Annotated in this window: 22 protein-coding genes and 1 riboswitch; of the genes, 12 read left to right on the plus strand and 10 right to left on the minus strand. The window is 66.2% G+C overall.

From position 1 onward, the window contains the following. Positions 1–38: 38 nt before the first annotated feature. Together ACPXB3_RS15105 and ACPXB3_RS15110 are read left to right on the plus strand one after the other, a co-directional pair. Positions 39–851, plus strand: coding sequence for a shikimate 5-dehydrogenase (locus ACPXB3_RS15105; protein WP_425702411.1), 813 nt, complete (start codon positions 39–41; stop codon positions 849–851). Positions 852–1022: 171 nt separating this feature from the next. Then, positions 1023–2366, plus strand: a complete 1344-nt coding sequence (locus tag ACPXB3_RS15110; protein ID WP_425728224.1) for a DUF4185 domain-containing protein — start codon at positions 1023–1025, stop codon at positions 2364–2366. Between the two features lie 49 nt (positions 2367–2415). Here ACPXB3_RS15110 and poxB read toward each other — a convergent pair whose 3' ends face one another. Genes poxB through ACPXB3_RS15125 form a run of 3 tightly spaced genes read right to left on the minus strand, consistent with a single transcriptional unit; the run spans position 2416 to position 5854 of the window. After that, positions 2416–4167 (minus strand): ubiquinone-dependent pyruvate dehydrogenase, encoded by a 1752-nt coding sequence (gene poxB / locus ACPXB3_RS15115; protein WP_425702415.1) that lies wholly within the window; start codon positions 4165–4167, stop codon positions 2416–2418. A gap of 44 nt (positions 4168–4211) precedes the next feature. Beyond that, the gene (locus ACPXB3_RS15120) at positions 4212–5348 is read right to left on the minus strand and encodes a hypothetical protein (protein WP_425702417.1); all 1137 of its coding nucleotides are present in this window, start codon (positions 5346–5348) and stop codon (positions 4212–4214) included. A gap of 59 nt (positions 5349–5407) precedes the next feature. Then, positions 5408–5854 carry a hypothetical protein gene (locus tag ACPXB3_RS15125; RefSeq protein ID WP_425702418.1) on the minus strand — a complete coding sequence of 149 codons (447 nt, stop codon included), beginning with the start codon at positions 5852–5854 and terminating at the stop codon, positions 5408–5410. A gap of 71 nt (positions 5855–5925) precedes the next feature. On the opposite strand from ACPXB3_RS15125, the gene ACPXB3_RS15130 reads away from it, so the two are divergent. Together ACPXB3_RS15130 and ACPXB3_RS15135 are read left to right on the plus strand one after the other, a co-directional pair. Further along, positions 5926–6276: a VOC family protein gene (locus ACPXB3_RS15130; protein ID WP_425702419.1), complete on the plus strand. Its 351-nt coding sequence runs from the start codon at positions 5926–5928 to the stop codon at positions 6274–6276. A gap of 21 nt (positions 6277–6297) precedes the next feature. Further along, complete coding sequence (locus ACPXB3_RS15135) at positions 6298–6873, plus strand: mismatch-specific DNA-glycosylase (RefSeq protein WP_425702420.1); 576 nt, start codon at positions 6298–6300, stop codon at positions 6871–6873. Positions 6874–6904: 31 nt separating this feature from the next. On the opposite strand, the gene ACPXB3_RS15140 is transcribed toward ACPXB3_RS15135, so the two are convergent. From ACPXB3_RS15140 to ACPXB3_RS15160, 5 genes are all read right to left on the minus strand, one after another. Further along, positions 6905–7204 carry a DUF503 domain-containing protein gene (locus ACPXB3_RS15140; RefSeq protein ID WP_425702422.1) on the minus strand — a complete coding sequence of 100 codons (300 nt, stop codon included), beginning with the start codon at positions 7202–7204 and terminating at the stop codon, positions 6905–6907. Positions 7205–7251: 47 nt separating this feature from the next. Next, positions 7252–8082: a polyphosphate kinase 2 gene (gene ppk2 / locus ACPXB3_RS15145; protein ID WP_425702423.1), complete on the minus strand. Its 831-nt coding sequence runs from the start codon at positions 8080–8082 to the stop codon at positions 7252–7254. A 37-nt stretch (positions 8083–8119) separates the two neighbouring features. Then, entirely contained in the window at positions 8120–9112 is a 993-nt protein-coding gene (locus ACPXB3_RS15150; RefSeq protein WP_425702424.1) for a malate dehydrogenase, read from the minus strand. Between the two features lie 28 nt (positions 9113–9140). Beyond that, positions 9141–9635 carry an META domain-containing protein gene (locus tag ACPXB3_RS15155; RefSeq protein ID WP_425728226.1) on the minus strand — a complete coding sequence of 165 codons (495 nt, stop codon included), beginning with the start codon at positions 9633–9635 and terminating at the stop codon, positions 9141–9143. 92 nt (positions 9636–9727) lie between these two features. Beyond that, positions 9728–10498 carry a LamB/YcsF family protein gene (locus ACPXB3_RS15160; RefSeq protein ID WP_425702427.1) on the minus strand — a complete coding sequence of 257 codons (771 nt, stop codon included), beginning with the start codon at positions 10496–10498 and terminating at the stop codon, positions 9728–9730. Between the two features lie 139 nt (positions 10499–10637). On the opposite strand from ACPXB3_RS15160, the gene secA2 reads away from it, so the two are divergent. The 8 genes from secA2 (at position 10638) to gcvP (ending at position 20650) form a co-directional block, all read left to right on the plus strand. Next, positions 10638–13223, plus strand: a complete 2586-nt coding sequence (gene secA2 / locus ACPXB3_RS15165; protein ID WP_425702429.1) for an accessory Sec system translocase SecA2 — start codon at positions 10638–10640, stop codon at positions 13221–13223. Continuing rightward, on the plus strand, positions 13220–13858 hold the full coding sequence (locus ACPXB3_RS15170; RefSeq protein ID WP_425702431.1) for a CDP-alcohol phosphatidyltransferase family protein: 639 nt from the start codon (positions 13220–13222) through the stop codon (positions 13856–13858). The genes secA2 and ACPXB3_RS15170 overlap by 4 nt, the downstream gene beginning before the upstream one ends. Before the next feature lie 27 nt (positions 13859–13885). Beyond that, complete coding sequence (gene gcvH / locus ACPXB3_RS15175; RefSeq protein ID WP_425702432.1) at positions 13886–14290, plus strand: glycine cleavage system protein GcvH; 405 nt, start codon at positions 13886–13888, stop codon at positions 14288–14290. A 307-nt stretch (positions 14291–14597) separates the two neighbouring features. Then, complete coding sequence (garA, locus tag ACPXB3_RS15180) at positions 14598–15047, plus strand: glycogen accumulation regulator GarA (RefSeq protein ID WP_425702908.1); 450 nt, start codon at positions 14598–14600, stop codon at positions 15045–15047. A 43-nt stretch (positions 15048–15090) separates the two neighbouring features. Beyond that, a complete protein-coding gene (locus ACPXB3_RS15185) occupies positions 15091–15774 on the plus strand; it encodes a MerR family transcriptional regulator (RefSeq protein WP_425728228.1) in 684 nt (227 codons plus the stop codon). Positions 15775–15927: 153 nt separating this feature from the next. Continuing rightward, positions 15928–16428, plus strand: a complete 501-nt coding sequence (locus tag ACPXB3_RS15190) for a bifunctional nuclease family protein (RefSeq protein ID WP_425702435.1) — start codon at positions 15928–15930, stop codon at positions 16426–16428. Positions 16429–16702: 274 nt separating this feature from the next. Next, the gene (locus ACPXB3_RS15195) at positions 16703–17329 is read left to right on the plus strand and encodes a MerR family transcriptional regulator (protein ID WP_425702436.1); all 627 of its coding nucleotides are present in this window, start codon (positions 16703–16705) and stop codon (positions 17327–17329) included. Positions 17330–17386: 57 nt separating this feature from the next. After that, positions 17387–17509, plus strand: a riboswitch (glycine riboswitch). Between the two features lie 267 nt (positions 17510–17776). Further along, the gene (gene gcvP, locus ACPXB3_RS15200; protein WP_425728230.1) at positions 17777–20650 is read left to right on the plus strand and encodes an aminomethyl-transferring glycine dehydrogenase; all 2874 of its coding nucleotides are present in this window, start codon (positions 17777–17779) and stop codon (positions 20648–20650) included. A 69-nt stretch (positions 20651–20719) separates the two neighbouring features. Here the strand turns inward: gcvP and ACPXB3_RS15205 are convergent, their stop codons facing one another. Continuing rightward, positions 20720–21910, minus strand: coding sequence for a hypothetical protein (locus ACPXB3_RS15205; protein ID WP_425702437.1), 1191 nt, complete (start codon positions 21908–21910; stop codon positions 20720–20722). Between the two features lie 66 nt (positions 21911–21976). Continuing rightward, the gene (locus ACPXB3_RS15210) at positions 21977–24163 is read right to left on the minus strand and encodes a malate synthase G (RefSeq protein ID WP_425728232.1); all 2187 of its coding nucleotides are present in this window, start codon (positions 24161–24163) and stop codon (positions 21977–21979) included. Between the last annotated feature and the right edge of the window lie 55 nt (positions 24164–24218).

Genomic DNA, 24218 nt, shown 5'->3' on the forward strand with positions numbered 1-24218 from the left:
AGGAAATCGAACGGCATTGATGAAGCTAGGCTGGCCGGGTGCCAATCCTCAACAAGGACATGTCGCTGTGTATCTCGTTGGCCGGCCGACCGTCGAACATCGGGACCCGCTTCCACAACTTCTTGTACGACGAGCTCGGGCTGAACTTCATCTACAAGGCGTTCAGCACCGACGACATCACGGGCGCGATCGGCGGGGTGCGGGCGCTGGGCATCCGGGGTTGCTCGGTGTCCATGCCGTTCAAGGAGGCGGTGATCCCGCTCGTCGACGACATCGAGGAGTCGGCGGCGGTCATCGGCTCGGTGAACACGATCGTCAACGATGGCGGCCGACTGACCGCATCGAATACTGACGTCGAGGCGGTCGCGACGCTCATCGATGCCCACAATCTCGATCGGGACGCGTCAGTACAGGTCCAGGGTTCGGGTGGGATGGCGCGCGCCGTCGTCGGAGCGTTTCGAAACGGCGGGTTCACCGATGTCACAGTGGCGGCCCGCAACGAGCAAGCCGGATCGGCGCTGGCCGGCGAATACGGATATCGCCACATCGGGGCGCCCACGGCCGGCGCCGACATTCTGGTCAACGTGACGCCGTTGGGGATGACCGGTGCCGACGCGGACACACAGGCCTTCGATGACGCAGCCATCGCAGCCGCCGATGTGGTCTTCGACGTGGTCGCGTTCCCGGTGCAGACGCCGTTGATCACCGCCGCCCGGGCTGCCGGGAAGCGAGTGATCACCGGCGCCGAGGTGATCGCCCTGCAGGCAGCCGGTCAGTTCGAGAAGTACACGGGACGAGTACTGACCGCCGATCAGGTCGCACGCGCATCGGAGTTCTCCCGCGCGCAGTGACACGCGACGGCTGGTCTCGTTGCGGACGTCAACTCGAGACGGATTCGTGATCGGGTTATGGGTTCCGTTGCCGACCCGGCGATGAGATTGTCTCTGTAGTAACACCAGAAACTTCTGTCACAAATGTGGGCCGGTTCGGCCATGTGGCCGAGCATGGGAGATGCGACAGCGATGAAACCTGGCTCGCTCGGACGTGCCCGAACGCTGCTTGTCGCGCTCGCTGTGTCGACAGCGGCGATCGGGGGCACGCTCGTCGCGACCGGTGACGCGTCCGCAGCGCCCTGCGGGAACAGTGGCACCGGGTCGACGGGATCGCTCGGCTCGACCGGATCGCTGGGCTCCAGTGGCGCGACCGGCAGCGTGTCGGGCAGTTCACGCCGTCCCGGCACCGGACCTCAAGGGGAGCTGCCGGGCTACCAGGGGCCGAGCACGCGGACGGTCGCATGGGTCACCGGGCCCAAGAGTCCCAACCGGACCTTGTCCCGTTTTGGGGTCTCCGGCACCGACCTCGGCATCAGCTGGGACAACGGCTCCGGTCAGACCTTGATGGCGTTCGGCGACACCTTCGGAAACTGCGCGGTCTCCGGTCAGCAGTGGCGGCACAACGTGCTGCTTCGGTCGAACGACACCGACCTCGCCGACGGCATCTCCGTATCGAATGCGATTCCCGGGGACCGAAACTCGGGAAGTGTCGTGAGCGCCGACGCGCCCCGCCTCGCCCGGCAACTGATCCCGGCGATCGGGGTGAGTCAGGTCGAGGTCACCACCATCCCCACCGCTGCGATCTCGCTGCCGAACCCCGGCGGCGGTCACACCCAGTACATGAACTACATGTCGGTTCGGTCGTGGGGCGACCCCGGGCACTGGGTCACCAACTTCTCGGCGGTCGTCTACTCCCACGACAACGGGCAGACGTGGACGACCGACCCCGACACGATCCTCGTCAATGCGCCGGTGACCGTGGCGCTGCCCGGCGCGCTCCGCGCCGTCACCTACAACAATGGCAAGTTCCAACAGAACGCCTACTTCCGCGGACATGGCGCCGAGGGTGGCTACGTCTACCAACTCGGAACACCCAACGGGCGCTTCGGCGCAGCGTTCCTCGCCAGATTCAGACCCGCGGACATCCGGAATCTCGGCGCCTACGAATACTGGACGGGTGCCTCGCACGGCTGGCAGCGGGACATCGGCGCCATCCCGGACGGTCCAACGGCACAAATCGTTGCCGCGCCGGTCACCGAGGCATCGGTGGCCTGGAGTCCCTATCTGAACAAATACCTGATGCTCGACGGGGACAACGGAATTCGTGCCCGTACCGCGGATCGGCCGGAGGGGCCGTGGAGCGCTCCGACGTATCTGGTGCCGCCGGTGGCGCTGGTGCTGTACGGCCCGATGATCGAGCCGCACTCGCCGGCCATTTTGGGCACCGGAAAAGACTTGTATTTCAACGCTTCCCGATGGAGTGACTACAACGTCATGCTGCTTCGGTCCGACCTGTCGAAGGTGCCGCACTGAGAGTGCCGCACACTCCGATGGGGCGGGCGGCGGGAAGCCGAGCGGACGTTCAGTCGTCGCCGGTCGTCGAGTCGAACAGGCGCCGGAACACGTTAGTCTCGGCCAGATCGAGCAGTTCGTCACCGCGGCCGGACAACACGGTGCGGATCGCATACAGCGTGAATCCCTTGGCCTGCGCGGCACTGACGGTCGGCGGGATCGACAATTCCTGGCGAGCGGTGATCACGTCGAGAATCGCCGGACCGTCATGAGCGAGGAATTCGCGGACCGCCTGATCCAGCTCACCGGGCCGCTCGACACGACGGCCGTGGATTCCCAATGCATTTGCCACCGCAGCGAAGTCGGGATTCTTCAGATCGGTCCCGAAAGTGACGAAGCCGGCCGCTTTCATCTCCAACTCGACGAAATTGAGCGAGGAGTTGTTGAAGACGACGATCTTGACCGGAAGGCGGTTCTGCGTCAGCGTCATCAGTTCACCGAAGAGCATCGCGAGTCCGCCGTCGCCGGCGAGGGCGATCACCTGGCGGTCGGGGAACGCTGCCTGCGCACCGACCCCGTGCGACAGTGCGTTGGCCATCGAACCGTGTGAGAAGGAGCCGATCAGTCGCCGTGCGCCGTTCATCTCCAGATAACGAGCCGCCCACACCACCGGTGACCCGACGTCGGGGATGAATACCGCGTCGGCGGATGCATACTGACTCAGCAGCTTGGTCAGGTACTGCGGATGGATCGGGGTCTTGCCGTCGTCGACCGCGAGATCGTCCAGCGATGAACGTGCCTTCGCGTAGTGATCGAGTGTGGCGCGAAGGTGGTCGGAGCGCCGAGGGCCGCGGATGGCCGGGGTGAGAAGTGGCAACGTATCGGTCACGCTGCCGATCACGCCGATGTCGACCCGGGTACGGCGACCGATCTGCTCGCCCCGGATATCGAGCTGGATGATCGTCGCCTCGGAGGGAAAGAACTGCTGATACGGAAAATCGGTCCCGAGCATCACCAGGGTGTCGCACTTCTCGATCGCCCGGTAGCCCGACGAGAATCCCAGCAGCCCGGTCATCCCGACATCGAACGGATTGTCGTATTCGAGGAATTCCTTGCCGCGCAACGCATGCACCACCGGGGCTTGCAGCGCCCGGGCGAAGTCGACGACCTCGTCATGGGCGCCGTCGCAGCCCGCGCCGGCGAGTATGGTCACCCGCTCGGAACGGTTTAGTTGCTCTGCCACCCGGTGCAATTCGTCGTCGGTGGGCCGGACCACCTTCGGGATGGCCCGGATCGGCGTGCGAACCTTCCGTCGCGCGGTCTTGGCGAGGAAGATCTCACCGGGAATGATGAGCACCGACACCCCGCGCTGCTCTACCGCGGTGCGCATGGCGATATCGAGCAGGCGAGGGAGTTGCTCGGGGGTGGAGACCATTTCGCAGAATGAACTGCATTCGTTGAACAGGCGATCCGGGTGGGTTTCCTGAAAGTAACCGCTGCCGATCTCGGCTGCGGGGATGTGCGCTGCGATCGCGAGGACCGGCACCCGTGACCGGTGGGCGTCGTAGAGTCCGTTGATCAGATGCAGGTTGCCGGGCCCGCAACTGCCCGCGCACACCGCCAACTCGCCGGTGAGTGCGGCGTCGGCGGCCGCGGCGAACGCCGCCCCCTCCTCATGCCGCACGTGCACCCACCGCAGCGATCCGTCGCGCCGCAACGCGTCGGTGAAGCCGTTCAGTGAGTCACCAGGAATCCCGTAGACGCGCTTGGTGCCCGCGCCCTTGATCGTTTCGACGAGTTCTTCGGCGACGGTAGGGGCCACGGAGTCTCCTCAATTCGGACGAGCGTGTCGATTCGGGGGTCAACTCACCGGGAAGCCGGGGTGAGTGGGAATCGCAGTCCGGCCACGGCGGTCCCATTCCACAATGGATTGGAGATCTCCGCGTCGCGAACCGGGATCACATCGCCGCCACGGTCGAGGACGGTCACCACTATCGACGACAGCAGATCGTGCCCGGCGTCGTCGAAGGTGATGGCACCGGTCTGCGGATCGATGGTGCCCAGCACATCCACGGTGAAGTCGTAGAGCAACGTCGCCACCGCGCCGGCGGAGGCCGCGCGGCTGATGTCGCCCAGATCGGTCGCGACCAACCCCGACGAGACCCCGTCGGCGATACGGGTCAGGGTTGCATTGTTCCGCTCGGCGTTGAGGGCAGGCATCTCGGCGCGAATCGCGGCATCGATCTGGTCGGCGCGTAGTTCGTCGGGCGCGCCCGGTACGGTAACGACCCGCCGGCCGGTCTCGGCGTTGCGGTACAGGTCGAGTAGGGGATCGGTGGCGAACAGGAACAATGGCCGCTGTCCGTTCGGGTCTCGTGGTGTCAGTTCGGCTTTCACCGCTTCGGCGACACGTTTGGCGTAGCGCTCCAGGAGGACCTTTTTGCCCTCGTCACCGACCAGCCTGCGTACGTGGCCCCGGTCCCGGACGGTGGCGCGATTGGTCGCGTCGGCGACGTCGGTGGCGTGGTCACCGGACAGCTCCAACTCGGTCGCCACCGTGGTGGCCGTGGCCTCCCACAGGTTCCAGCCGTTGGCCGACAGGGTGAGCGCGAACGCGGACTGGGTGGCGGTCACCGCGCGCACGATCTGCCCGAGATCGAAGTACGACCCGACCTGCAGCTGATTCTCCAAGCGGTTGGGCAGGACGTAGATGTTGACCTGGTCGGGCGTCAGAAAGATCGCCAGCGACCGCGACAGCCGCACCCACGCCTCATCGAGACGGACCTTCTCCCACTGGGCACGCAACGATTCTTCGACAGCATGGCGGATCCCTGCATCCCGCAGGGTGCGGATCGCGTTGTCGAAGGCGCTCTTGGCGTTCAGATAGCTGCTCTCGCGTGCATCGGGCGCAGGCGAGGTCTCGGCGTAGATCGTGATCGCGTTTTCGCGCGGCGTTCCGAGCTCTTCGAGGGTGTCGATGGTCGGGAGTGTGAAGGTGGCCATGGTCGTCCTTTCCCGGTCGTCCGTGGGGCTCTCTTCTTCACTCTAACCATGCCGGAGGTTCAATTGGCCGTAATCGTCGGTGGCAACGCGCTCGGGCCCAGAGTATCGGCACCCAAATCTTTGACCCGCCTACGTAATTCGCGGTCAGCAGTCACCACGACCACGTGACGGAAGCGGTATCGGGTGACCACGTCGACGATGGTGTCGTCGCCGGAACCGGGTGCGTCGACGATGCTGACCGGCACGATCGACGTGACCCCGCGTGCTCTGCCCTCGCAGACCAGCACGACCCGAAGCGGTGCCGACAGACCCGGTAGCCCCGTGGTTGCCAGCGGTGCGAGGCGGTCGCGCAGCCGTTCGGTTGCGCCCCGGCGGTCTCGCCACCAGCCGTCCGGTACCGAGCCGACGACGTTCGCCGCGTCGACGACGAGAACGGTGTCGGCGGCGTCGCGATCGGGGGAGTCGGGGTCGGGCGAGTCTCGATCAGGGGAGTCCACGTACGACATCCACTCATGATGGGTCGGCCAGGTCAACCGGACCGATGCGCCTGCGCGCAAATGTCGGTTACGGTCGTCTGATGAGCCTCGCCATCGGGATGATCACCTTTGATTCGGACGATCCGGTTCGCCTCGGCAGGTGGTGGGCCGAGCAGATGAACGGAACCGTCGTGGCGGAGAACGACGGATACTTCGTGATGGTGTCCCTCGGTGACGGACGTCCCGCGCTGGGATTCCAGAAGGTGAACGATCCGACGCGCGGGAAGAATCGGGTCCACCTGGACCTCACGAGCGACGACCGTGGCGCCGCAGCGCGGCGTCTGGTGGATGCGGGTGCGACCCGTGTGGGTGAGTACGAGATGGGCGGATTCGCCTGGGTCACGTTGGCCGACCCGGATGGCAACCAGTTCTGCGTCGCCGCCGGCCAGTGAGCGACGGACCGAGCTGGGCCCGTGGGTTTCACCCGTGACGAGTTGTTGTCCTATCGCAATGCCGAGGTCCGTGATCTGATCGGCCCGGGGTGCCGGCTTATGTTCGTCGGGATCAACCCCGGACTGTGGAGCGCGGCCACGGGCGCGCATTTCGCACGGCGGGGCAACCGCTTTTATCCGGCGCTGTACCGGGCAGGTATCACCCACCACCTCATCGACGCATCGGCCGGGATGCGGCAGGCCGATCGTGACGCACTCATCGATTCCGGAATCGGCATCACCAATGTGGTGTCGCGGGCGAGCGCCACGGCCGCCGAACTGACGCCGGCCGAATTGCGTTCGGGTGGGCAGCGCCTACGCGAGACCGTACGGCGAGTGGCGCCACGCGTGGTCGCGATTCTCGGAATCACTGCCTACCGCACCGCTTTCGGCCAACGCAGAGCCGAGACGGGAAAGCAGGCGGACCCGGTGGACTGGTCGGGCGCGCAGCTGTGGGTGGTGCCCAATCCGAGTGGACTCAACGCCCACGAGACCGTCGACACGCTCGCCGTCGCCTACCGTGAGGCGGCGATCGCCGCCGGCGTCATCGAAGCCTGATCGGCCCGGACTGCCTGCGCCGAAGGGTTGGTCATTGCACGTCGTCGGATCGCAGTACCCGCGTCCGAACGGACAGCAAATCCACCTCGGGCCGCGAGGCCGCGTAACGTTCGACGGCCTCGAGGACCTCGACGGCATGTGCGCGGTCCGCCGAGACCACCGAAACGCCGATTGCGGTGCGCCGATGCACCTCACGGTGGTCGACCTCGGCGACCGCAACCGCGAAGCGTGTCTTCATCTCGGCGATGATCGGCCGGATCACCGACCGCTTCTGTTTGAGGGAATGAACGTCACCGAGCAGATAGTCGAACTCTGCGAAACCGATCCACATCGGGTGCGATCCTACGTGAGATTTCGGCGGTTCCGTCAGGGCCGGTATCAATCCGACGTGGCGAGCAGAGTTCCCACGTGATCGGGTACATATTTCGACAGCGATCTCGGGGGTCGGTGGTAGTTGCCGGTGTCGATCGGATGTTTGGGTAGATCGACCTTGGGACGCGGGACCTCACGGTAGTCGATGGTCGAGAGCAGATGCGAGATCATGTTGAGCCGGGCATGTTTTTTGATGTCGGACTCGACGACGTTCCACGGGCACACCGAGGTGTCGGTGTGCACCATCATCTCGTCCTTGGCGCGCGAGTAGTCCTCCCACCGGTACACCGATTCGAGGTCCATCGGGCTCAGCTTCCATTGCCGTACCGGGTCGTTCATGCGCCCCCGGAATCGCCGGAGCTGTTCATCGTCGGACACCGAGAACCAGTACTTGCGCAACAGGATTCCGTCGTCGACCAACATCTGTTCGAAAATCGGTGTCTGGCGCAGGAATCGGGTGTGCTCCTCAGGTGTGCAGAATCCCATCACCTTCTCGACTCCGGCACGGTTGTACCAGGACCGGTCGAAGAGCACGATCTCGCCTGGCGCCGGAAGATGCGCGACGTAACGCTGGTAATACCACTGTCCCCGTTCCCGATCGGTCGGGGCGGGCAGGGCCGCGACGCGGGCAACACGCGGGCTCAGGTACTCGGTGATCCGCTTGATGGTGCCGCCCTTGCCGGCGGCGTCCCGGCCCTCGAAGATGACGACGACCCGGGCACCGGACTCACGTACCCACTCCTGAAGTTTCACGAGCTCGGTCTGCAGCCGGAACAGCTCGGCCTCGTAGACCTTGTTCGTGATCTTGACCTTGCCCGCCTTGCCCTTCTTTGCCATGCGGGCAAGCTTAAGCCCAGCAACGCGCGGGTGGTGTTCAGGCCGGCGAGAGTTTGGCGACCGCGTCGAGTTCGGATTCGAGTTCGGCGACGGAATTCTCGATACGTGCCCGGGAGAATGCGTTGATCTCGAGTCCCTCGACGACCTGCCATCGGCCGTCCACCGAGCGTGCCGGTACCGAACTCACGAGGCCCGGACGAATTCCGTAGGCGCCGGTGGACGGCAGCGCCACCGAGGTCCAATCGTCGGCAGGAGTACCCAGCACCCAATCCCGGACGTGGTCGATGGTGGCGTTGGCCGCCGACGCGGCCGACGAGGCGCCACGGGCCTCGATGATCGCGGTCCCGCGCCGCGCGACAGTGGGGATGAAGTCGTCGGTCAGCCACTGTTGGTCGGCGGCGATCTCGGCGCCGGGGGTCTCACCGACCCGGGCGTGGAAGATGTCGGGGTACTGGGTGGCAGAGTGGTTGCCCCACACCGATACCCGACTGATCTGGCTGACCGCGGCGCCGGTGCGGCGAGCGAGCTGGGCGATGGCGCGATTGTGGTCCAACCGGGTCAGTGCGGTGAATCGGTCGCCCGGCACATCGGGCGCGTTGGCGGCGGCGACCGCCGCGTTGGTGTTGGCCGGGTTTCCGACCACGATGACGCGAATATCCTGCGCCGCGACACCATTGATGATCCGTCCCTGATCGGCGAAAATGACCGAGTTGGCGGCGAGCAGATCGGCTCGCTCCATTCCCTTGGTACGTGGCCGGGACCCGATGAGCAGGCCGAACTGCGCGCCGTCGAAAGCAGTGCGCGCATCGTCGAAGATGTCGATCGACCGCAGGAGCCCGAACGCGCCGTCCTCGAGTTCCATCGCCGTTCCTTCGGCGGCGTGCACGGCTCCGGGGAGTTCGAGCAGTCGCAGACGCACCGGGCGGTCGGAGCCGAGCATCGCGCCGGCGGCGATCCGGAACAGGCTGGCGTAACCGATGCTGCCGGCGGCGCCGGTCACGGTGACGATGGCGGGGGTGACATCAGGCATGGTCGGTCCTGTCTCGACTGGTACTCGGTTACCGGCGGTCCTCGGTGAGGACGACCGTCGTCTCGGGGTTGGACAGGGTCACCGACGAGCCCTCGCGGTGCCACGTCAGCGGGCGTTCGGTGAGCCGGCGCAGCCAGGCATCGGCGCCGTCGTGCGGTGGCAGACAGGCCATCATCGTCGATGCAAGTGTGCCGATGACCAGGATGTTGCCGGTGGCGCTGCTCTGCAGGACGGCGGAACCCATGTGCCGATTGCATCCGGCGGTCGCGGAGATGCGCCCGGGCTCCGGAAAGGCGATCGTCAACGGACCTGAGCCGGGAATCGGCACACCGGTGACCGACGTCGACGTGAACGACGTGCCGACGGGGATCGCCTGGGCCGGCGCGGACGGTGAGGTGGTGGACGGGTCGGCATCGGGGTCGCCGAGAACCGCCACGGTCACCGCGACGACCGACGCGGCCAGCACGACCGCCATGGCGAGCGTGCCGGTGAGGGTACTGCGGTGCCGTCGCTGGAAGACCACGGCACCAACCGTAGCCGAGGGAGCCTCGACGTGCCGCTGTGGTTGGGGCCCATGGATCGGTGGACATCGCTCCCGGAATTCGAGAGCGACGTCTACCGACCCGGGGAGATCGCAATCCCCGCCCGGCCCAAGGCTTCTCGCACTTGTCGGGCGTGACGAACCGCGCCGGGGGTGTCGCCGTGCAGGCAGATCGATTCGGCGTCGACGAAGACCACGGTGCCGTCGATGGCCACCACGGTGCCGTCGGAGACCATTCGCTCCACACGATCGGCGATCTCACGGCTGTCGCCGAGTACGGCACCCGCCTGCGACCGCGAGACCAGGGTGCCCGTCGGCGTGTAGGCCCGGTCGGCGAAGGCCTCGGCGATCACCGGCAGTCCGGCCGCCGATGCGCGCTGTAGTACCGGCGATCCGGCCAGGCCCATGAGTGGCAGGTCGCCGCCGAGCTCGCGCAGCGCGGCGATCACCGCGTCGGCCTGCGCCTCGTGGTGGACGATCGAGTTATATAGCGCGCCATGGGGTTTGACGTAGTCGACCGTCGCACCGACGGATCGGGCGATCGCCGTCAGACCGCCGATCTGATAGAGGACGTCTGCGGTGAGGTCGGCGGGGGCGATGTCCATGAATCGGCGTCCGAAGCCCGCGCGATCCGGGTAGGAGACCTGGGCGCCGATCCGCACCCCCGACGCCGCCGCGGCCCGGCACGTCGCGAGGAGCTCGACGGGCGTACCCGCATGGAACCCGCATGCGACGTTCGCACTCGTGACTATCTCGAGCATCGCCTCGTCGTCGCCGACCCCCTCACCGAGGTCGGCGTTGAGATCGATGATCTGACGCGGCTGCGGCCGCGTGTTCGACGTCACAGCCGCATCATAATGGTGCCGACACGACGACATGATGGTGCCGACACGACGACATAATGGTGCCGACACGGCCATGGCACCGGCCGCGTACCGTGGACGGCGATTCGATCCCGGGAAACAACTGGTAGGAGAACGCTCGGTGGGAAAGCTGACGAACAGCATGTGGCGTTTGTTGGGGGCGCAGAGTTCACGGAACCAGTCGAAGTCTCTGAGCCTGCTCAAAGATGCCGACACGCACACCGAGTGGGCCGCCGACCTCGACGACGCCGACTTCCGGGCCGAAGCCGAGAAGTTCGACATCGGCGGGGATGCCGGGGACCGCGCGAAGTTCCTCGCCCTCGCCCGCGAGGTCGCCGACCGTTCGCTGGGCCTGCGACCCTTCGACGTCCAGCTCCAGGGAGCGCTTCGGCTGCTCGATGGCGACGTGATCGAGATGGGTACCGGTGAGGGCAAGACGCTCGCCGGGGCGATCGCGGCGATCGGCTATGTACTCGAAGGTCATCGTGTTCACGTCATCTCGGTGAACGACTATCTCGCGACCCGCGATGCGGAATGGATGGCACCGCTGTTCACCGCGTTCGGCATCGCAGTCAACGTGGTCTCGGAGAACTCCAGTCGCGAGGAGCGCAAGCGCGCCTACGACGGTGATGTCACGTACGGGTCGGTCAACGAAATCGGGTTCGACGTGCTGCGCGATCAATTGGCGCGCCATGCCGAGGACCTCGTCTCGCCGACACCGGATGTCGCGATCATCGATGAGGCGGACTCGGTGCTCGTAGACGAGGCGCTGATCCCGTTGGTGCTGGCGGGCACGGCCGACGTCGAGGTTCCCGACCAGGCCATCCACGACGTCGTCGCACGGATGAAGAACAAACACTACGAAGTCGACGTCGAGGGCCGCAATGTTTCGCTCACCGACGAGGGCGCCGTTTTCGTCGAAGAGGAGCTCGGCGGGATCAATCTATACGACGAGGAGCACGTCGGCACCACGTTGGTGCACGTCAACGTCGCGATGCACGCCCATCATCTCCTCGAGCGGGACGTGCACTACATCGTGCGCGATGGCGGGGTGCATCTGATCAACGCCTCCCGGGGCCGGGTGGCGCAACTGCAGCGCTGGCCCGACGGCATGCAGGCCGCCGTGGAGATCAAGGAAGGTCTCGCACAGACCGACTCCGGCGAGGTCATCGACACGATCACGGTGCAGGCGCTCATCGGCCGGTATCCGAAGGTCTGCGGCATGACCGGTACGGCGCTGGCCGCCGGCGAGCAGCTTCGTCAGTTCTATGACCTGCGTGTATCGCAGATCCCGCCGAATACCCCCAACATCCGCACGGACCTGCCCGACCGTGTCTATGACACCAAGGCCAACAAGGTCGAGGCGGTCGTCGCCTACGTCAAAGACGTACACGAGACCGGCCAGCCGGTGTTGATCGGCACTCACGATGTCGCGGAGTCGGAGGAGCTTGCGTACTTCCTCGAGAAGGCCGACGTGCCCTGTGTCGTTCTCAATGCGAAGAACGATGCGCAGGAAGCCAAGATCATCGCCGAGGCGGGCGCCAAGGGTGCAGTCACCGTGTCGACGCAGATGGCCGGGCGCGGAACCGATATCCGGCTCGGCGGGTCGGGCGACGACGACTCCGCCCGCGAGGACATCATCGAACTCGGTGGTCTGTGCGTCGTCGGGACCGGCCGGCACGACACCGAACGCCTCGACAACCAGTTGCGTGGCCGCGCAGGCCGTCAGGGTGATCCCGGGATCTCGGTGTTCTTCAGCAGCCTCGAGGATCCGGTGGTCACCAAGAACATCTCCTTCAAGCGCGACCCGGTCTCGCAGTCCGAGGACGGTTCGATGGGATCGAAGGGAATCGACCTCATCGAACAGGCACAGCGCGTGGCCGAAGGCGTGATGCTCGAACTGCATGCCAACACGTGGCGGTACAACAATCTGGTCAATCAGCAGCGTGAGATCGTCGTCAAACGACGCATGGAGGTACTCACCACCGACACCACCCGCAACGAGCTGCGCGATCTCGAACCGGAGCGTTATGCCGAACTGACCGGCACTGCCAAGGCGGGCAAGAACACCGAGGACGACGGTCCCGTCGCCACCGACAAGAAGGAAGCCGACGGTGGGACGAACGGCGGTGGGACGAACGACGGTGGGACGAACGGCGGTGGGACGAACGACGGTGGGACGAACGACGGTGTCGAGCCGGCGGACAACGACAAGGGGACGGACGTCGAATCCTCCGATGCCGAGACGTCCGGCGAATCATCTGACGCCGAATCATCTGACGCCGAATCCTCGGATACCGAATCGCCCGACGACGCCCGGTGGATTCCGGCCGAGCCGCTCGACGAGGCGGTTCTCGAACAGGCCGCGCGCGAGATCATGCTCTATCACCTCGACCGCGAGTGGGCAGATCATCTGGCCTTCGTCTCCGATGTTCGCGCCAGCATCCATCTGCGTGCGATCGGCCGCGAGAGCCCGCTCGACGAATTCCACCGCCTCATCCTGGCGGAGTTCGCCGAGTTGCCGCAGCGAGCGGTCGAGAAGTCCCGCAAGACCTTCCGGCAGGTGGTCATCACGCCGGACGGAGTGGACCTCGACGCGGCGGACCTGCATCGGTCGACGATGACGTGGACCTACATGGTGCACGACAATCTGTTCGCCTCCGGTGGCGCCAAGACCCTGCAGGGAATCATCGGCGTCTTCCGGTGACCGAACCGCCGGGATCCGACGCCGGCGAGCCGACGACGACCGGTACCGACCGCATCGTGACGCTGCCCAACGCGCTCAGCGTGTTGCGGCTCGCGCTGATACCGGTCTTCGTGTGGCTGGTGCTGTTCGACAAGTCCTACGGTTGGGCCTTCGTCGTGCTGTTCGTGTCCGGCGTCACCGATTGGCTCGACGGAAAGTTGGCGCGGCTGCTCGATCAGTCGTCTCGGCTCGGTGAATTGCTGGATCCGGCCGCCGACCGCCTCTACATCGTGGTCATCCCCATCTGCTTCGGACTGCGCGACTTCGTACCGTGGTGGTTGATCGGGCTCATCATCGCCCGTGACGTGTTGCTGTTCGCGTCGGCGCCGTTGCTGCGTTCGCGCGGTCTGGTGGCATTGCCGGTCCTCTACGTGGGCAAGGCCGCCACGTTCGCGTTGATGAGTGCGTTCCCGTGGTTGCTTGCCGGACAACTGGATTCGGTGATCGGCACCATCTGCTACCCACTGGGCTGGGCATTTTTGATCTGGGGCGTCGGAATGTATCTGTGGTCGTTCGTGCTCTATTGGGCGCAGACGATCATGGTGATGCGACGCATGCCCGCGGTCGGCGCGGTGTCATCGACCGCGGCGGGTTAGAGTCTCGAACGACAGAAAGGGGCCACAGTGACCGAAACCAACGTGCCGGCCGAATTGACCTACACGTCCGAGCACGAGTGGATCCGGCGGGTATCACCCACCACCGTGCGGATCGGGATCACCGACTTCGCGCAGGATCAACTCGGTGATGTCGTGTTCGTGCAATTGCCGGAGGTCGGCTCAGACGTGGAGGCCGGGGAGTCGTTCGCCGAGGTCGAGTCGACCAAGAGCGTGTCCGACATCTTCGGTCCGTTGAACGGGACGATCGCATCGGTGAACGAGGAGCTCGAGTCCACGCCGGATCTGGTGAATTCCGAGCCCTATGAAGCTGGATGGCTCGTCGAGATCGACGTCGAGGACTCCGCAGATCTCGACGCGCAACTCGGCGACCTGCTCGACGCCGACGGATACCTGCAGGCCATCGACAGCTGATCGGCGAGGGCCCGTACCCGGCGAAACCGCCGGATACGCGGTGGCGGAACGGGAAACGCGCCCCAACATGCGGATGCGTATCGCCCCGGCCGCTATGATCAAGCGGTGTCTGTCGGGTTCGACGGGTCGGGTCCCGCGCGAAAAGGTAGGTTGGATTCGGGTGCCGGCGCTTGCGCCCGAGTGGAGGCCAAGAGCGCCGCACACCCGGTTCCCTGACACGCTTCGGCGCGGCCGAGCGCCTCGACGGCGCCGCGACCGATGACAGTGCACTGCGGACGACGGCAGCGCAGCGGACGACGAAGGAGAGATAGTGAGCGACAACGACAAGGACTTCGAGGCGCCCGTGGAGACCACATCGGTCTTCCGCGAGGAGTTCATCAACGAACTCGATTCGCCGAGTACCTCGAGTGAGCCCGCCGACACCGGGGTGGAGCGGCTCTCGCCTGGCACGGCGCTGCTTGTCGTCAAGCGCGGCCCCAATGCCGGATCGCGGTTCCTGCTCGATCAGGCGACCACGTCCGCGGGGCGTCACCCCGACAGCGACATCTTCCTCGATGATGTGACGGTCAGCCGTCGGCACGCTGAGTTTCGACTGTCGGAGCGCGAGTTCCAGGTGGTCGACGTGGGCAGCCTCAATGGCACATACGTGAACCGTGAGCCGGTCGACTCGGCGACACTGGGCAACGGCGACGAGGTTCAGATCGGCAAGTTCCGGCTCGTGTTCCTGAGCGGCCCGCGCGACGGATCCGCTTCGTAGGCACGTGCCGGCCTACCCAGCAGCACAGCGCGGCGACGGACCGATGTCGATTGGATCGGTCCTGACGCTCTTGCGTGAGGACTTTCCCGACGTCACCATCTCCAAGATCCGATTCCTCGAATCCGAAGGGCTGATCAGTCCGGAGCGGGCCCCGTCGGGATATCGGCGCTTCAGTCAATCCGACTGTGAGCGCTTGCGGTTTGTTCTGACCGCGCAACGTGATCGGTACCTGCCGCTGAAGGTGATCAAGGAACAACTCGAGGCCATCGACCACGGCAACGATGGGCCGGCCGCCGGTACGCGGCTGTTGTCGTCGGCGCGTTCAGCGGTGGCCCCGGCCACCGATTTCGGTTCCCGCGGTGATCGGGTGTCGCGTGAATCGCTGATAGACCGTACCGCGGTCGATTCCGCATTTGTCACCGAGCTGCAGCGCAGCGGGCTGTTGACACCCGGGCCTGCCGGCTTCTTCGACGAGGATGCGGTGCGCTTGGTCGAAGCGGCAGCAGCGCTGGCCAGTTACGGTGTCGAGACCCGGCATCTGCGCGCGTTCAAGGTCTCCGCCGATCGGGAGGCCGGTCTGGTCGCCCAGATCGCCAGCCCGATCGCGAAGGGAAAGGGAACCGGTGCGCGAGACCGCGCAGAGGAGTTGGTGCGCGAGATCGCCGCGCTCTCGGTAACCCTGCATACCCAGCTGGTCAAGGCTGCCGTCCGCGACGTGTTGGACTGAGCCGGACCCGGTTCGGCGCCTGTGTTCGTCCATCGTCTCGAGACGACTTTCGGCCCCGGGCGGTCACCGAGTCGGCGGCCATGTGACGGCGGTGCGGTGTAGCGTCGACAACAACCAAATCGGGTCCGTCGTCATCGGGTGGAGGTGCATGAGATGACCGAAATGCGCGTGGTGGGTATCCGCGTCGAGCCGCCACAGAGTCAACCCGTGCTGTTGCTGCGCGAGGTCGACGGCGCGCGGTATCTGCCGATCTGGATCGGGCAGAGCGAAGCTGCGTCAATTGCGTTGCGGCAGAAGGGTATAGAACCTCCTCGGCCGTTGACTCATGATCTGATCGTGAACCTGATCGAAGAGTTCGGGCAGACACTGGTCGAGGTACGCATCGTCGACATGCAGGAGGGCACGTTCTACGCCGAGATGGTGTTCGCCAACGACCTCCGGATCTCGGCGCGTCCCTCCGACGCGATCGCCGTCGCGATGCGCGCGGAGGTGCCGATCATCGCCGATGAGGAGGTCCTCGCCGAGGCGGGCCTACTCATCCCGGATGACGACACCGACGAGGCGCCCGACGAGAAGGAAGACGAGGTCGAGAAGTTCAAGGAGTTCCTCGACAACGTCTCTCCCGACGACTTCAAGGCCAGCGGCGGCGCGTGAGGGCGTAACCGCGCTCGGATGCTGGTAGCGACACGTCACGGATCGGCTACCGTCTGGTCTCCGTCTGCCTCCATCTCAAGTAGAGCTTGAGCCTTATGGCGCGTCGCGTTGATTCGGGATCATCGGCAGGCATAGCGTCTGTGGCAGATCGCCGCAGGACATCCGTGGCGAGCAGAGATCAACCGGTTGACGAGCGCGTAGAGTAGGCCACCGAAGGTGGGCCGACGATTTGCCCGCCCGTCCGACCGGTTCAGACGGTGGCGAGGAGTCTGCAGTGGGCGATCAGCCGATGGACAGCGACGCGACGACCGGGGATCCGGTCGCGTCGCGAACGGCACCGGCGACGCAGGGAAGTCTCGAGGACATCGCTCCGGGACTCTTCCCGGGCGATGCCGTTCCCGACGAACTGATCGGCTACCGCGGGCCGAGTGCCTGTCAGATCGCCGGCATCACCTACCGTCAGCTCGACTACTGGGCGCGGACCTCGCTCGTGGTGCCCTCGATTCGCAGTGCGGCCGGCTCGGGGAGTCAGCGTCTCTACTCGTTCAAGGACGTTCTCGTCCTCAAGATCGTCAAGCGGCTGCTCGACACCGGGATCTCACTGCAGAACATCCGCGTGGCCGTCGACCATCTGCGTCAGCGTGGCGTCGAGGATCTCGCTCGCATCACGCTGTTCTCCGATGGCACCACCGTCTACGAGTGCACCTCCGCCGAAGAGGTCGTCGACCTACTCCAGGGCGGTCAGGGCGTATTCGGCATCGCGGTGAGCGGGGCGATGCGCGAGCTGACGGGCACGATCGCGGAGTTCCCGGGTGAGCGGGCCGACGGCGGCGTCACCGAGACCGCCCCGGAGGACGAACTGGCCGCGCGGCGCAAGAGCCGAACCCGGCAGACCGGTTAGCCGGCCCCCGGGTGTGGTCGTGCGCTCCGTTTACCTGACGGTAGACTGACGTCGCGTCGCTGCATCACGGGAGAGCGCCTCCACCCCCGAGACCCGGTCAGGGCTTTCGACGAGGTGGTGGCCGCCGAAGGAGCAATACCTCTCCGTCAAACTCTCAGGCACCCGGACCGTGATGTCGACGGCGTCTCTGGAAAGTGACGAATATTTCGTCCGCCCACGGTGAAAGGCGAACGCGTCGGTGACGCCGCGTCGGCCGAATCTCTCAGGCGCCTGCTCGGACCACGGTCCGACGGCATGACAGAGGGGGAGGACCCGACGATCCGAAAGCCGGATCCCGCGAGAGGTCCAGACTTGTCCCGTCCGAGCCAGCCCCCAGTCATCCAACCCACGGCGACCCAGACCCCGGCGACCCAGACCCCGGCGACCCAGACCCCGGCGACTCAACCCATGGCCGAGTTCGTCGACCGGCACGTGGGTCCCGATGCCGAGGAGACCGCGCGGATTCTCGCCACGATCGGGGTGGACTCACTCGACGAACTCGCCGCACGCGTGGTGCCTGCGGTGATCGCCGACGATCCCCGCGACAACGGACTCGACGCGCTTCCGGCCGCGGTGAGCGAACACGAGGCACTCGCAACGCTCGCCGGACTCGCCGCTCGCAACACGGTGATGCGGTCGATGATCGGGCTCGGTTACTACGACACCCACACGCCGCCGGTGATCCTGCGTAACGTGCTCGAGAATCCCGCCTGGTACACCGCCTACACGCCATACCAGCCGGAGATCAGTCAGGGTCGCCTCGAGGCGCTGCTCAACTTCCAGACGATGGTCGCCGACCTCACCGGACTGCCCGTGGCCAACTCGTCGATGCTCGATGAGGCGACCGCGGCCGCCGAGGCGATGACCCTGATGCGTCGGGCCGGCAAGTCGAAGTCGGCGCGGCTTGTGGTCGATGCCGACCTGTTCCCACAGACGCGTGCGGTCATCGAGACCCGGGCCGAGCCGCTGGGGATCGAGATCGTGGAGGCCGCACTGAATCCGGGGCTGCCCGGGTGCGGTCTACCCGACGGCGAGTACTTCGGTGTCGTCATGCAGATCCCGGGCGCGTCGGGCCGCATCGTCGACGCCGCACCGATCATCGACGCCGCCCACGGTGGCGGTGCGCTGGTTGCGGTCGGGGCGGACCTGCTCGCGCTGACGTTGATCACGCCGCCGGGTGAGCAGGGCGCCGACGTCGGGTTCGGCACCACCCAGCGATTCGGTGTGCCGATGGGCTTCGGCGGACCGCACGCCGGCTACCTCGCGGTGCGCACGGCCCATACCCGCCAGATGCCCGGCCGGCTGGTCGGCGTCTCCCGGGACGCCGACGGAAACCTCGCGTACCGGCTCTCCCTGCAAACGCGCGAACAGCACATCCGCCGCGAGAAGGCGACCAGCAACATCTGCACCGCCCAGGTGCTACTGGCGGTGGTCGCCGCGATGTACGCGGCCTACCACGGTCCGGCGGGACTGCGCGCCATCGCAACCCGGGTGCACGAGCGTGCGGCACTGATCGCCGACAGCCTTGCCGCGGCCGGGTTCTCCGTCGAGCATGCGAGCTTCTTCGACACGGTGTCGGTGCGCGTGCCCGATGCCGCCGACGGAGTGCTGTCGGCCGCGCGACATGCCGGTATCAACCTGTGGAGTGCCGGCGACGACCTCGTCCGTATCGCCTGCGACGAGACGACGACTCTCGACGATGTGGAGGCCGTCCTGCGCGCCTTCGACGCCGCCGGGGTGGTGCCACGCGGGTTCGCGGCGCCCGTCGAGACGCGCAGCAGTGACTACCTGACCCATCCGGCGTTCAACCGCCACCGCACCGAAACGTCGATGCTGCGATACCTACGGGCATTGTCCGACAAGGACATTGCGCTCGACCGCAGTATGATCCCGCTCGGCTCCTGCACCATGAAGCTCAACGCGACCGCGGAGATGGAGCCCATCACGTGGCCGGGATTTGCCGGACTTCATCCGTTCGCACCGGAATCGGACGGCGCCGGGATTCGCGAGTTGATCGCGACCCTGGAGTCGTGGCTGGTGGCGATCACCGGCTACGACCGGGTCAGTCTGCAACCGAATGCCGGATCACAGGGCGAATACGCGGGTCTGCTCGCGATCCGCCGCTATCACCACAGCCGTGGCGACACCGATCGTGACGTCTGCCTGATCCCGTCGAGTGCGCACGGCACCAACGCGGCTTCGGCGGTGATGGCAGGCATGCGCGTGGTCGTGGTCGCCTGCCGGGCCAACGGTGACGTCGATGTGGACGACCTGCGGGCGAAGGTCACCGCGCACGGCCCACGGCTGGCCGCGATCATGATCACCTATCCGTCCACCCACGGGGTCTTCGAGCACGACATCGCCGAGATCTGCGGCGCCGTCCACGACGCGGGCGGACAGGTGTACGTCGACGGCGCCAACCTGAACGCGCTCGTCGGCGTCGCCCGCCCAGGCCGCTTCGGCGGCGACGTGAGCCACCTGAACCTGCACAAGACCTTCTGCATCCCGCACGGCGGGGGTGGACCCGGTGTCGGTCCGATCGCGGTCGGAAAGCATCTCGCGGCCTTCCTGCCCGGACATCCGCTCGCTCCCGAACTTCCCGGGGACGTCACGATCGCGGCAGCCCCGTACGGGTCGGCGTCCATTTTGCCGATCACCTACGCCTACATCGCGATGATGGGTGCGCAGGGCCTGCGCCGGGCGACGTTGACGGCAATCGCGTCGGCGAACTACATCGCGCGACGCCTGGCCGATCACTACCCGGTGCTCTACACGGGCGAGGAGGCCGCCGGTGCGGACACCGGGGCGGTGGGTGGCTGGGTCGCCCACGAGGCGATCCTTGATCTGCGGCCGTTGACCAAGGCGACCGGAGTCACCGTCGACGATGTGGCAAAGCGACTGGCCGACTATGGTTTCCATGCCCCGACCATGAGCTTTCCGGTGGCCGGAACGCTGATGGTGGAACCGACCGAGAGTGAGAACCTCGCCGAGCTCGACGCCTTCTGTGACGCGATGATCGCGATTCGCGCGGAGATCGACGAGGTCGGTGCGGGGACCTGGCCGGCTGACGACAACCCGTTGCGCGGCGCGCCGCACACCGCCGAGTCTCTCGTCGGCGAGTGGGATCATCCGTATTCGCGGGAGACCGCGGTGTATCCGCAGGGTCTGCCCTCGGCGGGTGCGCGGGCCAAGGTGTGGCCCGCGGTGCGGCGCATCGACGGTGCGTTCGGCGACCGCAACCTGGTGTGCAGCTGCCCGCCGGTGTCGGCATTCGCCGAGTGACATCGGTTCGCCTGCCGTGACGGGCGTCGGCCGCCCGAAGACCGGGTGGGCCGACGCGCCGACGGCCGATCAGCCGGCCGAGGGGCCGTAGATCAGCTTGTTGATCGTCACGATGGCCTGGTTTTCCGGATTCGGCATCGGGTCGTCGGTCACCGGAAAGGTCACTGTCGCGGTCTTCGCCGGTAGCGGGGCGTCGCCGCGGAAACCCAGGACGGTGAGTGCCCGCAAATGTTCGGGTTTGCCTGCGAAGGTGAGGAATTCGGCTACCGCGGCACCGGCGAATTCGGGCACCTGATCGCCCTTCAGATGCACCACCGGGAAGTCGGCGATGGGCGTCGGGCCCGACGGCATCACCTCGGCAAGGCGGGCGCGGGCGTCGTTTTTCGTCAGCTGATACAACCGCTGCTCGGTGATCGGCACGGCATGGATCGCGGCCGTGGCAGGATCGCTCGCGTCGGCGATCGCGCCGGCCGCTCCGGCCGGGGATCCGTCGGGGGAGCGCGGCGCCGATTCGGTGAGGGCATCGATGCTCGACGCGACGCGTGGAGAGGCGGCGTCGTCGGCGGTCAATGTGCCCATGCTCCGGGTCACCCGCATCGCCACCGCCTGCGCGGCCAGTGCGGTCGGGTCGGACTGGCCCTCCCTGGGCATTGCCATGCGCAGCGAGCCCCAGCCCTGGAGGCCGAAATCACCGAGACTGTCGTCACGTCGCTGCAAGGTGGGCAACTGGCCCCAATCGAGTCGGCCGGAGAGCTTCGTGCCGAGTTCGGGCGCGGTGGCGAGCACGACCGGGGAGGTCACCAGCGAGTCCGGATCACCGTCGACGAGATCCGGTTTGGCCGTCGTGAGCTCGGCCGCCCACACCGAGGACTGCGGAACCCAGGCGGCCGGGTAGGCCCCCATCGACGCCGTGTCCCAGTTGCCTGTCAGTCCGTCGAGGGTGACCTTGGCGTCTCGGGCCGCCACCGCGATGCGCACACAGTGGTCCCGGACGACCGGATGGGTATCGCTGTAGGCCGCAGCGACGGCCGTGAGTCCGGGGGTGATGTCCGGGTCGGCGAGGATCGTCACCGTGGCCGGCCCCTTGACGCACGTGGCGGCGGCTTGATCGGCCTCACGGTTCACGTGATCACCGACCCGGAACCACACCACCACGCACGCGGCCACCAGCACCACCGCCAGCAGCGCCAGGACGAGGCCGCGGCTCACTCCACGATGCCGCAGCTTGTTCTTGTCATCATTGACGCGATGGTGTGCCACCCCGGGTCCTCCCATTATCCGACCGGCCCGGGCGCACCTCGTGGTGTGCCCGGGCCGGTCGTTACCTCACGCCTGTGCGGCGGCTTTGTACTCGCGGCGCCGACGATGCAGGATCGGCTCGGTGTAACCGCTCGGTTGTGTGGTGCCCTCGAGAATGAGTTCCTTTGCTGCCTGCCACGCGATGTTGGTGTCGAAGTCCGGCGCCATCGGTGAATAGGTCGGATCCCCCTCGTTCTGGCGGTCGACGACCGGGGCCATCCGCTTCAGCGACTCGACCACTTCGTCGGCCGTCACGATTTCGTGCCGGATCCAGTTTGCGAGCAACTGACTCGAGATCCGCAGTGTCGCGCGGTCCTCCATCAGCGCTATGTCGTGGATGTCGGGGACCTTCGAGCAACCGACGCCGTGATCGATCCAGCGCACCACATATCCGAGGATGGACTGGCAGTTGTTGTCGAGCTCCTCACGCTTTTCCTCGTCGGACCAGTCGGTCTTGGGGGCCAGCGGGATGGTGAGGATGTCGTCGACCGACGCCGGATCACGCTTGGCGATCTCGTTTTGACGTTCGAAGACGTCGACGAGGTGATAGTGCATTGCGTGCAGGGTCGCCGCCGTCGGTGAGGGCACCCAGGCGGTGGTCGCCCCGGCCTTGGGCTGGCCGATCTTCTGCTCGACCATGTCGGCCATGAGATCGGTCATCGCCCACATGCCCTTACCGATCTGGGCCTTGTGCTGCAGACCGGCGGCCAGGCCGGTGTCCACGTTGAAGTCCTCGTACGCAAGAATCCACTTCTGCTTCTTCATCTCGCCCTTGCGGATCATCGCGCCGGCTTCCATCGAGGTGTGGATCTCGTCGCCGGTGCGGTCGAGAAAGCCGGTGTTGATGAAGACCACGCGATTCTCCGCGGCCTTGATGGCCGCCTTGAGGTTCACCGTGGTGCGGCGCTCCTCGTCCATGATCCCCACCTTGAGGGTGTTCTCGGGCAGGCCGAGGACCTTCTCCACCCGGCCGAACAATTCGGCGGTGAAGGCGACCTCGTCGGGGCCGTGCATCTTCGGCTTGACGATGTAGATCGATCCGGTGCGGGAGTTCTGCAGGCCCGTGCCGGAGAGTCCGGGGATACCGGCCAGCGCGGTGAAGAGTGCGTCGAGAATGCCCTCGGGCACCTCGTTGCCGTCGGCGTCGAGGATCGCCGGATTGGTCATCAGGTGACCGACGTTGCGCACGAACAGCAGCGAGCGACCGTGCAGGTCGAAGCCGGAGCCGTCGGGTGCGTTGTATTCGCGGTTGCCGTTGAGAGTGCGGGTGAAGGTCTTGCCGCCCTTGGCGACCTCCTCGGCCAGATCACCCTTGTTGAGGCCGAGCCAGTTCCGGTAACCGAGGACCTTGTCGTCGGCGTCGACGGCCGCGATCGAGTCCTCGAAGTCCATGATCGTGGTGATGGCCGACTCCATCACGACGTCCTTGACGCCCGCCGGATCGGTCTGGCCGATCGGCGAGGTCGGATCGATCTCGATGTCGAGGTAGAGACCGTTGTGGCGCAACAGGATCGACGCCGGCGCCGAGGCGTCGCCGCGGTAGCCGGCGAACGCCGACGAATCGGCGAGGGCCGAGGTGGAGCCGTCGGCCAGGGTGATGGTCAGCGCGCCACCGGCGATGGTGAATGCGGTGACGTCGGTGTAGCTGCCCCGCTCGAGCGGAACCGCCTTGTCCAGGAACGCCTTTGCGTAGGCGATCACCTTGTCGCCGCGAACCTTGTTGTAGGAACTGCCCTTTTCGGCGCCGCCGGTCTCGGGAATGACATCGGTCCCATACAGGGCGTCGTACAACGACCCCCATCGGGCGTTGGACGCATTGAGGGCGAACCGGGCGTTGAGGATCGGCACGACCAACTGCGGGCCGGCGGTCTCGCTGATCTCCCGATCGACCCCGGCGGTGCCGATCTCGAAGTCGTCGGGAACCGGGACGAGGTAGCCGATCTCGGTGAGGAACTGTTTGTACTCGGCGAAGGTGGCCGGATCGGTGAAGTCGGCGCCCCGGTGATCACGGTGCCAGGCGTCGATCTTGGTCTGTAGCTCGTCGCGGACCGCGAGTAGCTTTTTGTTGCGCGGCGCGAGATCGTTGATGACCTCGGCGGCCCCCGACCAGAACGTGTCGGCGTCTACTCCGGTGCCCGGCAGCGCCTCATCGTTGACGAAGTCGTAGAGAACTCGAGAGACCTGCAAGCCGTTGACGGTGATCCGGTCCGACATGTGCGCCTTCCTTCGATACGGTGCCCACGGGTTCCGGCCATGTCCGGCGATGGGC

The sequence above is a fragment of the Gordonia sp. DT219 genome (genome assembly GCF_049847065.1).
Taxonomy (GTDB): Bacteria; Actinomycetota; Actinomycetes; order Mycobacteriales; family Mycobacteriaceae; genus Gordonia.

Coding starts and splice junctions, on each gene's coding strand:
- ACPXB3_RS15185 (WP_425728228.1), top strand. CDS start 15,091: ATGTCGATTGGATCGGTCCTGACGCTCTTGCGTGAGGACTTTCCCGAC.
- ppk2 (WP_425702423.1), bottom strand. CDS start 8,082: ATGGCAAAGAAGGGCAAGGCGGGCAAGGTCAAGATCACGAACAAGGTC.
- ACPXB3_RS15190 (WP_425702435.1), top strand. CDS start 15,928: ATGACCGAAATGCGCGTGGTGGGTATCCGCGTCGAGCCGCCACAGAGT.
- ACPXB3_RS15140 (WP_425702422.1), bottom strand. CDS start 7,204: ATGTGGATCGGTTTCGCAGAGTTCGACTATCTGCTCGGTGACGTTCAT.
- gcvP (WP_425728230.1), top strand. CDS start 17,777: ATGGCCGAGTTCGTCGACCGGCACGTGGGTCCCGATGCCGAGGAGACC.
- ACPXB3_RS15130 (WP_425702419.1), top strand. CDS start 5,926: ATGAGCCTCGCCATCGGGATGATCACCTTTGATTCGGACGATCCGGTT.
- ACPXB3_RS15120 (WP_425702417.1), bottom strand. CDS start 5,348: ATGGCCACCTTCACACTCCCGACCATCGACACCCTCGAAGAGCTCGGA.
- ACPXB3_RS15150 (WP_425702424.1), bottom strand. CDS start 9,112: ATGCCTGATGTCACCCCCGCCATCGTCACCGTGACCGGCGCCGCCGGC.
- ACPXB3_RS15210 (WP_425728232.1), bottom strand. CDS start 24,163: ATGTCGGACCGGATCACCGTCAACGGCTTGCAGGTCTCTCGAGTTCTC.
- ACPXB3_RS15125 (WP_425702418.1), bottom strand. CDS start 5,854: ATGTCGTACGTGGACTCCCCTGATCGAGACTCGCCCGACCCCGACTCC.
- ACPXB3_RS15110 (WP_425728224.1), top strand. CDS start 1,023: ATGAAACCTGGCTCGCTCGGACGTGCCCGAACGCTGCTTGTCGCGCTC.